Genomic DNA, 12,597 nt, shown 5'->3' on the forward strand with positions numbered 1-12,597 from the left:
ATGGATAAAAAAGAACGCTTAAAAAAACAGCTGGACTTTATTATGGAAATAGATAAAGTCAAGAATATTTTCCGTCAGACGTATCTTGCAGACGGAAAGCGGAAAGAGAATGATGCGGAGCATTCCTGGCATCTGGCGTTGATGGCAGTGCTTTTGAAGGAATATTCCAATGTGGAAGTGGATCTTTCGAAGGTGATTCCTATGGTACTGGTGCATGACCTGGTAGAAATCGATGCAGGTGATACCTATGCATATGATGAAAAAGGAGCGACAACCAAGGAATACAGGGAGAAGCAGGCTGCAGAACGGATCTACGGACTATTGCCGGAAGATCAGGGACAGTGGTTAAAAGCATTATGGGAGGAGTTTGAGGCTTACGAAACCCCGGAGGCGAAATTTGCCCATGTGCTGGATAATTGTCAGCCATTGTTTCTCAATGATGCTTCCAACGGGAAAAGCTGGGAAGAGCATCAGGTGAAGAAAAGTCAGATTTATAAGAGAAACCGGAAAACAGGAGAGGGTTCTGAAGTGATCTGGGAATATATGAAAGAACTCGTTGACAAACACATTGCTCTGGGGCATGTGATCGATGATGAAAAAGATGGGAGATGAAGTCTTGGAAGAATGCATGAAAGAACGTTATGGACTTGCTAAGGAACGGATCCGTGAGATCATAACAGAAGAAACCGTAAAAAAACCGTTTGGAGATTTTTTCAGAAACAGGGCAAAGTTTCTTTCCATGGCAGCAGATGTGATGGATGAGAGCTCAGCAGAGCTTACGATGGAGGAGTTGAAGGAGAGAAATCATTGCTTTTATCAGGATATCCTCCCGGAAAATTATGAAAGCAGCTATGGAAATCCGGCGTATGCAGTAAAGCAGTTGGGAGAATACGGAAAAGCCTTCAGTTTTCTGTATGCAGAGATCGCAGGAACTGTAGCTTATGCACATGAGAAAAGGTTGTGGGATATGATCGTATCCATGGAACTGTTTCTGGAAGTATATTCTGCATTTTGCGAGGAAGAACTTCCGGAGGCTGCAACAGTGGAAGGGATTCTCCGTTCCTATGTGAATGATTACTGCCAGGATATGATGGAGCAGAGGATACGGGAAGGTGTAGATCCTGAGCTTGACTTTGCGGCAGATATCATCATGAATTCGGATCTTTCCGATCTGAGATATCTGTATCGCTATGGCGAGTTTGTTTCAGAGAATGAAACAGGAGTTGCAGAGTTTCTGAACTCCCTTTCTCAGGAAGAAATCGATAAGATGGCTTCTACCTATACAGAAGGCTATCGGATCGGATTTATCACCGGACGGAAGGATATCACAAAAAAGAAAACAGTAAATATCCGATATAATCTTGGCTTCGAACGGATGGTAAAAGCAGCAATCCTTCAGTTTGAAAAAATGGGTCTGAAGCCGGTGATCTATCGCCATGCAACGCATGTGGTAAATAAGAGAGGGGCAGTGAGAGTAGGCTATACAGGCGGCGTTGCCAATCCGCAGTACGACTACGATCATCGTCAGGACAGTGCATTGTTCCTGGATGGGGATTTTGTTCAGCGAAAACTTCGGGCTATGCAGACTTCCTATGAGAAGTACAGAGAACTGGCAGAAGTACATGGCGGTCCGGCCTGCATTGATACATTTGGAGAAAATCCTTTCTCTCCGGTAAGTAAGCCGGAAGCTTATGCATTAAGCGAGATGCAGCAGAAGCTTCAGACGGAGCTTGACAATGAATCCGGACAGATCGTAAACCGATACATCAAAGGTGATGAGAGAAGTTTTACGATCATTGCATATCCGGTTCCTGAGATTGGTGGAAATTATGAGGAAATTTTCCGTGAGATCGTAAAGATCAATACATTGGATTACCATCTCTATCAGGAAATCCAGCAGACGATCATCAATACCCTGGATACCTGTGAGTGGGTGGAAGTCAAAGGACGTGGAGACAATGAGACGGATCTTCTGATTCATCTTCATGAACTGACAGATCCGAAGAAACAGACGAATTTTGAGAACTGTGTGGCAGACGTGAATATTCCGGTGGGCGAAGTCTTTACATCTCCACAGCTGGCAGGCACAGGCGGAATCCTTCATGTGAAAAAAGTATATCTGAACGGTCTTCAGTTCCGGGATTTGAAGCTGGTATTTGACTGCGGCCAGGTTATTGATTACACCTGTTCGAATTTTAAAACCGAAGAAGAGAACCGGAAATATATTGAAGATAATATCCTCCACCACCATCCGAAGATCCCCATGGGAGAGTTTGCTATCGGTACAAACACCACAGCCTATGTGGCGGCGCTGAAATACGGAATTGCGGATAAGCTTCCAATCTTGATCGCAGAAAAAATGGGACCGCATTTTGCTGTGGGCGATACCTGTTACAGCTGGGCCGAGGATACACCGGTATATAATCCGGATGGAAAAGAGATCATCGCCAGGGATAATGAGATTTCCGAGATGCGAAAAGATGACGTAAGCCTTGCTTATTATGGCTGTCATACAGATATTACCATTCCCTATGATGAGCTTGGAAGTATCCGTGTGATCGATGATGAGGGAGAAATGCTTTCCATTATCGAAAACGGAAGGTTTGTTCTTCCGGGAACAGAGGAATTAAACCGTCCTTTTGAGAATCTTCCATTAATTAATAATATAAGTTAATTAGTAAATTTACAGTTTTTCTGATCGTATTGACAGAAAGTGAGAATATACGTAGAATAACCATAACAATAGTCAAAGGACACAGGTTAATATTCAGTTAGTGTACCATGAAAGGAGAACACAATGGCAAAAGTAGGAATTGTAATGGGTAGTGATTCAGATATGCCGGTTATGAGCAAAGCAGCAGATATCCTGGAGAAACTGGGAATTGATTATGAGATGAAGATCATTTCCGCACACAGAGAACCGGATGTATTTTTCGAGTATGCAAAGACAGCAGAAGAAAAAGGCTTCAAAGTTATCATCGCAGGCGCAGGAATGGCAGCTCATCTTCCGGGAATGTGCGCGGCGATCTTTCCAATGCCGGTGATCGGTATTCCGATGCATACAACATCTCTGGGAGGAAGAGATTCCCTTTACTCAATCGTACAGATGCCAAGCGGTATCCCGGTTGCCACAGTAGCGATCAATGGTGGTGCCAATGCGGGACTTCTTGCTGCCAAGATCCTTGCAACTTCTGACGCAGAGCTTCTTTCCAGACTGAAAGCCTACAGTCAGGAGCTGAAAGAGCAGGTCGAGAAGAAAGACGCAAGGCTTCAGGAAGTTGGATACAAAAATTACTAAATAAATCTTTTACCATAAAAATAAAAAAAGTGTTGTCATAAGGAGGACATTATGGATTACAAGACTTCAGGCGTAGATATTGAGGCAGGATACAAATCAGTAGAGCTGATGAAAAAGCACATTGCCAAGACGATGAGACCGGAGGTACTTGGAGGAATCGGCGGATTCTCAGGTGCATTTTCCATGGAGAAATTCAAAGATATGGAAGAGCCTACTCTGGTTTCCGGAACAGACGGATGTGGAACCAAGGTTAAGGTAGCCATGGTTATGGACAAGCATGATACCATAGGAATTGATGCCGTAGCCATGTGCGTAAATGATATTGCGTGTGCAGGTGGCGAGCCATTGTTTTTCCTGGACTACATTGCCTGCGGCAAAAATTATCCGGAAAAGATCGCAGAGATCGTAAAAGGTGTTGCAGAGGGCTGTGTGCAGTCTGAGGCAGCTCTGATCGGTGGTGAGACAGCAGAGCATCCTGGTCTTATGCCGGAAGATGAGTACGACCTTGCCGGATTTGCGGTAGGAGTCGTTGACAAAAAAGATCTTCTTACAGGAGAGGCCCTGAAACCAGGAGATGTCCTGATTGGTATGGCTTCCACAGGTGTTCATAGCAATGGATTTTCTCTTGTACGTAAAGTATTTGACATGACAAAAGAGTCTCTTGATACTTATTATGAAGAGCTTGGAACAACTCTGGGAGAGGCGCTGATCGCACCGACCAGAATCTATGTAAAAGCACTGAAAAGCATTCGAGAGTCTGGCGTGAAGATTCATGCATGCAGTCATATCACAGGTGGCGGCTTCTATGAGAATATCCCACGTATGCTGAAAGACGGAACCAGAGCCGTTGTCAAAAAAGACAGCTATCCGGTACTTCCAATCTTCAAGCTCCTTGCCGAAAAAGGAAATATTGATGAGCATATGATGTATAATACATATAATATGGGTCTTGGAATGATCCTGGCAGTAGATCCTGCAGATGTTGACAAAACAATGGAAGCTATCCGTAAAACCGGTGACAAGCCATATGTGGTAGGAACCATTGAAGAGGGAGAAAAGGGAGTGACCTTATGTTAAAGATCGGTGTTCTTGTTTCCGGTGGGGGAACGAATCTTCAGGCGATCCTGGATGCTATTGATGCGGGAGAGATCACAAATGCAAAAGTAGATATTGTGATCAGTAATAATGCCTCCGCTTATGCTCTGGAAAGAGCCAGAAAGCATGATATAGAGGCGGTATGCATCGCACCGAAAGACTATCCGGACCGAGAAGCTTTCCATAAAGCATTACTGGCGAAGCTTCAGGAAAAAGAGGTAGACCTGATCGTTCTTGCAGGATATCTGGTTGCGATCCCTCCGATGATGGTGGAAGCATATCCCAACAAAATCATCAATATCCATCCATCCCTGATCCCGTCTTTCTGCGGAAAAGGTTTTTATGGACTTAAGGTTCATGATGCAGTTCTTGCAAGAGGAGTGAAAGTAACAGGCGCTACGGTTCATTTCGTAGATGCCGGAACGGATACAGGTCCGATCATTCTTCAGAAAGCAGTAAAGGTAAAAGACGGGGATACATCCAAGGAGCTTCAGAGACGCGTAATGGAAAAAGCAGAGTGGAAGATCCTTCCGGAAGCAATCAATCTTATCGCCAATGACAAGATCACAGTGACAGATGGAATTGTTTCTTTAAAGTAATCAGCAGACAGATGAAACAAAGGAGTAAACAGATGAAAGTATTAATCGTAGGAAGCGGCGGAAGAGAACATGCAATTGCATGGAGTGTTGCAAAAAGCCCGAAAGTTGACAAGATCTACTGTGCACCTGGAAATGCAGGAATCGCAGAGTATGCGGAATGTGCAGATATCGGAGCAATGGAGTTTGAAAAACTGGCAGCCTTTGCCAAAGAAAAAGAGATCGATCTTACTATCGTGGGAATGGATGATCCTCTTGTGGGCGGAATCGTAGATGTATTTGAGGCAGAGGGACTGCGTGTGTTCGGACCGCGCAAAAATGCTGCTATTCTGGAAGGCTCCAAGGCTTTTTCCAAGGATCTTATGAAAAAATATGATATTCCTACAGCTGCTTATGAGAATTTTGATGATCCGGAAAAAGCTCTGGAATATTTAAGAACCGAGGCAAAATTCCCGATCGTTTTGAAGGCAGATGGCCTTGCTCTTGGAAAAGGTGTTCTGATCTGCCAGGATCTTGCAGAGGCAGAAGCTGGTGTAAAAGAGATCATGGAAGATAAAAAATTCGGAAATGCCGGAAATACCATGGTAATTGAAGAATTTATGACAGGCCGTGAGGTTTCCGTACTTTCTTTTGTTGATGGAAAGACAATCCGTACCATGACATCTGCACAGGATCATAAGCGTGCAAAAGATGGAGATCAGGGACTGAATACAGGTGGAATGGGAACATTTTCTCCAAGTCCGTTCTATACTCCGGAAGTAGATGAATTTTGTAAGAAATATGTTTATCAGAAGACAGTAGATGCCATGGCAGCAGAGGGACGTCCGTTTAAGGGAATCATTTTCTTCGGACTGATGCTTACTGCAGATGGCCCGAAGGTTCTGGAATACAATGCAAGATTTGGTGATCCGGAAGCACAGGTTGTTCTTCCGCGTATGGAGAATGATATCATTGAAGTAATGGAAGCCTGTGTAGACGGCAAACTTGATCAGATCGATCTGAAATTTGAGGACAATGCAGCAGTTTGTGTTGTTCTTGCAAGTGATGGATATCCTGTAAAATACGAAAAAGGTATTCCAATCCATGGATTTGAGAATTTTAAGGACAAAGACGGATATTACTGTTTCCATGCGGGAACTAAATTTAAAGATGGAGAGATCGTTACAAACGGTGGACGTGTTCTTGGCATCACTGCCAAAGGAGAGACATTAAAAGAAGCCAGAAAGAATGCATATGCTGCTACAGAGTGGATCAATTTTGCAAACAAGTATATGCGTCACGATATCGGAAAAGCTATCGACGAGGCTTAAGTTGGTCATTTTTCACAGGCACAGCTTGACGAAAACAGGGATTTCATTGTACAATAGTAACAACTATGAAACACAGTGAGTAGTTACGAACATGAAAAGCTGGATGCTGACAGGGCACAACAGGAACCAACCATTTTCCTTGATGAGGTGTCGCATCCAAGTGATGAGGCAGAGAGGACAGAAAAATGGGAATCAGTGTAGAAGAAGCAATCCATGAGCTCAGAAACAGGGAGGAAGTATTTGTTGCATATTCACAGGCAACCAGACTTCCATATGTGACCTGTGATGAAGAAACATTTAATGACCAGGCAAGGATTTTTGCCACAGAAGAAGAGATCAAAGAATATGGTAAACAGCTCCTTGAGGATAAGATCCTTCTTATGGGCATGAAATATGAGAAAAAAGACTATCCAAGACTGTATGGTACGCTGTACGCGATCGGAGTGAACAGTGTGATCTGGATCGACGGAGAAGAGAAGATCGAGATTGAGATCGGAAAGATCGCAAACCAGAGAGATATGAGTAAGATCGAGCCGTCTAAGAGACCGCTTCTGAACCCGTCTCTTGAACTTTCCGGAATCTATTTTATGCAGGAATTGCGTCGCCCGGTAAAACAGGAAGAGCACAAGAATATCCGTGAGTTGGAAGAAGAGCTGATAGCAAACCTGCGTAAGGCAGAATTCCTGATCGCGATCAATGCAGAGCAGGAAGAAGATGGAAAGCTCCATATTCCGTATCTGAAAAATAAAGAGGATAAGATCATGCAGCCTGTGTTTACAGATGTTATGGAATTTGAGAAATTTGGAAGAGGCAAGAATCTTCGTGTTGCGAAAGTGACTATAGACAAACTTCCGAGCCTGATGATTCCGCAGGCAAACGCTTATGTGGTAAATCCAATGGGATTTAATCTGGTTCTTAACAAAGAACAGATAGAGAAGATTGCAGGGATCAGTAAATAAAAACAAAAATCACAGCAGGCTGCCAGGATGAAACTGTGCAGCCTTTTGCTGTTGTAGAGGAGAGATTACCCTATGGTGATAGAAATCGATTTTAACAGTGATGAGGCAATCTATATGCAGATCACCAATCAGATCATAATGGGGATCGCTACATCAAGGCTTCATGAAGGGGATACTCTGCCTTCTGTACGGCAGCTTGCAAGCATTGCAGGAATCAATATGCATACTGTGAATAAGGCATATGCGCTGCTTCGTCAGGAAGGCTTTGTGACTATTGACAGGCGAAAGGGAGCGGTGATCTCCATAGATGCAGATAAGGTCAGAGCATTGGAAGAAATGAAACAGAATCTGACAGTAGCAATGGCATGGGGATGCTGTAAAAATGTAACAAGAGAAGAAGTTCATCAACTGGTGGACGAGATTTTTGACGAGTATGACACAGACAGATAGGAGGAGACATCATGCAGGAACGATATACAAAACAGGCAGAGAATGTTCTTGCTCTGGCAAAAGAGGCAGCCAGCTCCTGCGGACATAGTTATATCGGCACGGAGCATCTGCTGGTCGGGCTTGTAGAAGAAAAGGAGGGCACAGCAGGAAGAGTTCTGGAGGAGTTTGGGATCCAGGCTGATAAAGCAATAGCCCTGATCGATAAACTGATCGCACCGCCGGGAAATACGGCTGTTTCACAGAGACCGGGATTCAGTCCGAGAACCAGAAGAGTTCTGGAGGGTGCATATGCAGAAGCAGAATCCATGCGTTTTGAGGAAGTCGGGACAGAACATATTCTGCTGGCAATGTTGAAAGAAACAGACTGTGTGGGTACCAGACTGCTGTATACAATGGGTGCCAATATCCAGAAGCTTTATGCGGCAGTACTGACGGCAATGGGAATGGACAGCGATACCATTGCGGAAGAATTCCAGGCTGTAAAAGCTTCAAAGGGAAGAAACAGCAGTGTAACACCAACTCTGGATCAGTATAGCCGAGATCTGACGGCCATGGCAGAAGAAGGTAAGCTGGATCCTGTAGTGGGAAGGGATAAAGAGATTGCCAGACTGATCCAGATCCTGAGCAGAAGAACAAAGAACAATCCCTGCCTGACTGGAGAGCCGGGAGTAGGAAAAACGGCTATCGTAGAGGGACTTGCACAGCGGATCGTCACAGGAATGGTACCGGATACTGTGAAGGATAAGCGGGTTGTAGTTCTGGATCTTTCCGGAATGGTCGCAGGAAGTAAATATCGCGGTGAGTTTGAGGAACGTATCCGAAATGTGATCGATGAGGTAAGCGAACAGCAGGGAATATTGCTCTTTATTGATGAAATCCATACGATCATCGGAGCAGGTGGAGCGGAAGGTGCACTGGATGCTTCCAATATCCTGAAACCGTCTCTTTCCCGCGGAGAGATCCAGCTGATCGGAGCAACGACACTGGAAGAATATCGGAAATACATTGAAAAGGATGCGGCGCTTGAACGGCGTTTTCAGCCTATCATCGTGGAAGAGCCTACAGAAGAGGAGGCTGTTGAAATCCTGAAGGGGCTGCGCCCGTATTATGAAAAACATCATGGTGTAGAGATTCTGGATGAGGCGATTGAGGCTGCTGTAAAAATGTCCGTTCGTTATATCAATGACCGGTTTCTTCCGGATAAGGCCATTGACATTATTGATGAGGCAGCGTCAAAAGTACAACTGGCGGGATATAGTCCGTCTCCGAAAGCAGAAGCACTGGAAAGAGAAATCCACGATATTCTGAAACAAAAAGAACAGGCAGTCATAAATGCAGATCTCGAAGGTGCAAAAGCAGCACAGGCAAAGCAGAATGAAGCGGAAGCAGAATTGGAAAAGATCCGAAGAAAGGCGGAGCGGAAAAATCGGAAAAATCCACTTACGGTTGATGAAGAGGCAGTTGCCGGTATTGTGTCTGACTGGACCAAAATACCTGTACAGCGTCTGACAGAGGGGGAATCCCGTAGGCTTGCAAATTTGGAAAAGGTTCTGAAAAAACGTGTGATCGGACAGGATGAGGCAGTTTCTGCAGTTGCCCGTGCGGTAAAAAGGGGAAGAGTAGGATTAAAGGATCCCGCAAGGCCTATAGGTTCTTTCTTGTTCCTGGGACCTACCGGAGTGGGAAAAACGGAGCTTTCCAAAGCACTGGCGGAAGCTGTATTTGGAAGTGAGCAGGCAATGATCCGTGTAGATATGTCCGAATATATGGAAAAACACAGTGTTTCTAAAATGATCGGATCGCCTCCCGGATATGTAGGCTATGAAGAAGGTGGACAGCTCAGCGAAAAAGTGCGCAGAAATCCATACAGTGTCATTCTTTTTGACGAGATTGAAAAGGCTCATCCGGATGTGTTTAATATTCTTCTGCAGGTACTTGATGATGGTCATATTACAGATGCTCAAGGCAGAAAAGTGGATTTTAAGCAGACGATCATTATCATGACTTCCAATGCAGGTGCGCAGATGATCATGGAACCGAAACATCTTGGATTTATGTCCGGAGATACGGAAAAGCGTGATTATGAACGGATGAAGTCCGGAGTGATGGAAGAAGTGCGGCGGATGTTTAAGCCGGAATTTCTGAACCGGATCGATGAGATCATGGTATTCCATTCTCTGAATAAAGAAAATATCAGGAAGATCGTTACTATTCTTTTGAAAAACCTGGAAAAACGCTGTCAGGAACAGCTGGATATCATACTGAAAGTTACCGGAGCAGCTAAAGATCTTATCGCAGATGCAGGCTTTGACAGTAAATACGGTGCAAGACCGCTTCGTCGTGCGATCCAGACAAAGATCGAGGATGAGATGGCAACAGAAATCCTTGCAGGTCAGATCAAAGCCGGTGATACCGTACAGGTGAAGGTCAAAGACAAGAAAATCTGCTTTGAAGTAAAAGATGCGGAGAAAGCGTAAGAATTTTATTACTTTCTATAGCCAAAAAAACAGAAATAAGTTATAATTAACAAAATTAAAACTATACAACGAAAGATTTCAGGAGGACATAAGATCATGGCAGTGGTACAGGAATTGATCCGCACAGAAGATAATGGGACTATCAGTTTTGGAAATTATGAATTAAATCAGAAATCCAAATTGTCGGATTATCAGTATCAGGGAGATATGTATAAAGTAAAAACATATAAGGAGATTACCAAACTTGAGCGTAATGGAATGTTCGTATATGAGTCTGTTCCGGGAACCAGTGTGTTCCATCTTCAGCAGGATGGAACAGCAATGAGGTTTGAGGTTCAGGGCTTTGAGGATTCTCAGATCACTGTTGAACTGGAAGCTGAGACAGAGTATCAGGTATTTATTGACGATGTAAGTACAGGTACAATGACCACAAACCTGGGCGGCAAGCTTTCATTCAGTGTTGAACTGGATGCGAACACCAAAGCAGAAGTTAAAATTGTAAAATGCTAAAAAATAAAAAAACGGTTTATTTCTGTCAGGAATGCGGGTATGAATCAGCCAAGTGGATGGGACAGTGCCCGGCATGTAAGGCATGGAATACTTTTGTGGAGGAAACGGTTTCTTCCCAAAAATCTTCCTCGGGGAGTATTAAAACTACACAAAAGAAAACGGAGCCTGTAGTTCTGAAAGATATCAGTCTTTCTTCAGATGAACGTCAGAGTTGCGGAATCAGTGAACTTGACAGGGTGCTGGGAGGCGGAATCGTCCCCGGCTCCCTTGTTTTGGTAGGTGGAGATCCTGGTATTGGCAAGTCTACATTGTTGTTGCAGGTGTGCAGAAATTTATCTTCACAGGGGGTTTCTGTTTTATACATTTCTGGTGAGGAGTCTCTCAGACAGATCAAGCTCCGGGCAGATCGTCTTGGAACGTTTAATGATAAACTGAAACTGCTCTGTGAGACGAATCTCGAAAATATCCGAGAGATCATTGAGCGGACGAAGCCAGATGTAGCTGTTGTGGATTCTATCCAGACGATGTTTCATGAAGATATTTCGTCTGCACCGGGAAGCGTTTCTCAGGTGAGGGAATCTACCAATGTACTGATGCAGATCGCTAAGGGTATGGGTGTGTCCATTTTTATCGTGGGTCATGTGACTAAGGAGGGAAATGTGGCAGGTCCTCGTGTACTGGAGCATATGGTAGATACTGTGCTTTACTTTGAGGGGGACAGGCATGCGTCTTACCGGATCTTGCGTGCGGTGAAAAATCGTTTTGGTTCTACCAATGAAATTGGTGTTTTTGAGATGCAGAATTCCGGACTTGAAGAAGTGAAGAATCCTTCCGAGTTCCTTTTGAATGGAAGACCGGAGAATGCTTCGGGATCTGTTGCTGCATGTTCTATGGAGGGGACGAGACCGATTTTGGTGGAGATTCAGGCTCTGGTGTGTCAGAGTAATTTTGGAATTCCGAGAAGAACAGCAGTTGGTACGGATTTTAATCGTGTGAATCTTTTGATGGCGGTTCTGGAGAAGAAGGCGGGAGTTCATCTTGCTGCTTCAGATGCTTATGTGAATATTGCGGGTGGTATGAAAATGACAGAGCCGGCAATTGACCTGGGTATTTGCCTTGCTATTATTTCCAGTGCGAAGGAGATCGTGATCCCGGATTCGGTGATGGCGTTTGGTGAAATTGGTCTGAGTGGCGAGGTTCGTGCAGTGAGTATGGCCGGACAGCGTGTGCAGGAAGCAAAAAAGCTTGGGTTTGAGACGGTGATACTTCCTAAGGTGAACCGGACGGCTACAGAGAGGATTAAAGGAATTAAATTGGTTTATGTGGCTGGAATCAGGGATGCGATTTCTTTTATCAGAGGGTTGTGAGTTCCCGGCAGGTTATTTTGAATATGAGCATGTGGTCAGCCGCTGTATGGTTTGTACGGCGGCTGTGTTTGGGTTAATAGATAAAAAACATAGATAATAGTAAGGAAAGGCTGGTGTTGGTTATGGGTATTGGTAATATTGGAAATATGATGAAGGTTATGAATGCATGGAATACGTTTAAACAGAATCATCCGAAGTTTCCGGCTTTTTGTAGTGCGGTTTCACGGCGTGGGATTCGTGAGGGGAGCATTCTTGAGGTGACGTATATTAGTCCTGAAGGTGAGAAGCTGACTACGAATATTAAAGTGCAGGCCAGCGATCTTGAGTTGCTGAGAGAACTTTCTGGTGGTAATTGAGTTGAGCGGATGGCGAATGTTGATTATACATTGTATATGTCTGTTTGACGGGTGTTTTGGTTCCGGTGTCTGGCAGTGTTGGATCTGCCGGGTGCCGTTTTTTTTGTTGGGATGGAGAGGGGGACGCCAGAGGAAGGTGGCATCGCTCCGGGCAGGGACTCCGTCGGGGGATACTACTA

Annotated in this window: 12 protein-coding genes; all 12 read left to right on the forward strand. The window is 44.5% G+C overall.

The features are described from left to right. The gene (locus DWX61_RS16450) at positions 1–612 is read left to right on the forward strand and encodes an HD domain-containing protein (protein ID WP_118626391.1); all 612 of its coding nucleotides are present in this window, start codon (positions 1–3) and stop codon (positions 610–612) included. Then, positions 590–2,674: an aminopeptidase gene (locus DWX61_RS16455; protein ID WP_182434036.1), complete on the forward strand. Its 2,085-nt coding sequence runs from the start codon at positions 590–592 to the stop codon at positions 2,672–2,674. Before DWX61_RS16450 ends, DWX61_RS16455 begins: the two co-directional genes overlap by 23 nt. A gap of 123 nt (positions 2,675–2,797) precedes the next feature. Further along, a complete protein-coding gene (gene purE, locus DWX61_RS16460) occupies positions 2,798–3,298 on the forward strand; it encodes a 5-(carboxyamino)imidazole ribonucleotide mutase (protein WP_118626393.1) in 501 nt (166 codons plus the stop codon). 51 nt (positions 3,299–3,349) lie between these two features. Then, positions 3,350–4,375 carry a phosphoribosylformylglycinamidine cyclo-ligase gene (purM, locus tag DWX61_RS16465; protein WP_118626395.1) on the forward strand — a complete coding sequence of 342 codons (1,026 nt, stop codon included), beginning with the start codon at positions 3,350–3,352 and terminating at the stop codon, positions 4,373–4,375. Then, the gene (gene purN / locus DWX61_RS16470) at positions 4,369–4,992 is read left to right on the forward strand and encodes a phosphoribosylglycinamide formyltransferase (RefSeq protein WP_015525907.1); all 624 of its coding nucleotides are present in this window, start codon (positions 4,369–4,371) and stop codon (positions 4,990–4,992) included. Before purM ends, purN begins: the two co-directional genes overlap by 7 nt. 32 nt (positions 4,993–5,024) lie before the next feature. Further along, positions 5,025–6,299: a phosphoribosylamine--glycine ligase gene (purD, locus tag DWX61_RS16475; protein WP_118626397.1), complete on the forward strand. Its 1,275-nt coding sequence runs from the start codon at positions 5,025–5,027 to the stop codon at positions 6,297–6,299. 185 nt (positions 6,300–6,484) lie between these two features. Beyond that, positions 6,485–7,258 (forward strand): SseB family protein, encoded by a 774-nt coding sequence (locus DWX61_RS16480; protein ID WP_015525910.1) that lies wholly within the window; start codon positions 6,485–6,487, stop codon positions 7,256–7,258. 72 nt (positions 7,259–7,330) lie between these two features. After that, entirely contained in the window at positions 7,331–7,708 is a 378-nt protein-coding gene (locus DWX61_RS16485) for a GntR family transcriptional regulator (RefSeq protein ID WP_015525911.1), read from the forward strand. Positions 7,709–7,719: 11 nt separating this feature from the next. Next, complete coding sequence (locus tag DWX61_RS16490; protein ID WP_118626399.1) at positions 7,720–10,185, forward strand: ATP-dependent Clp protease ATP-binding subunit; 2,466 nt, start codon at positions 7,720–7,722, stop codon at positions 10,183–10,185. A gap of 96 nt (positions 10,186–10,281) precedes the next feature. Next, the gene (locus tag DWX61_RS16495; protein WP_118626401.1) at positions 10,282–10,695 is read left to right on the forward strand and encodes an endosialidase; all 414 of its coding nucleotides are present in this window, start codon (positions 10,282–10,284) and stop codon (positions 10,693–10,695) included. Next, positions 10,689–12,062, forward strand: a complete 1,374-nt coding sequence (gene radA, locus DWX61_RS16500; protein WP_118626403.1) for a DNA repair protein RadA — start codon at positions 10,689–10,691, stop codon at positions 12,060–12,062. Before DWX61_RS16495 ends, radA begins: the two co-directional genes overlap by 7 nt. A gap of 122 nt (positions 12,063–12,184) precedes the next feature. Then, entirely contained in the window at positions 12,185–12,418 is a 234-nt protein-coding gene (locus DWX61_RS16505; RefSeq protein ID WP_173733054.1) for a hypothetical protein, read from the forward strand. Positions 12,419–12,597 lie beyond the last annotated feature (179 nt).

The sequence above is a fragment of the Ruminococcus sp. AF20-12LB genome (assembly GCF_003478985.1).
In the GTDB taxonomy this organism is placed as follows: domain Bacteria; phylum Bacillota; class Clostridia; order Lachnospirales; family Lachnospiraceae; genus Blautia_A.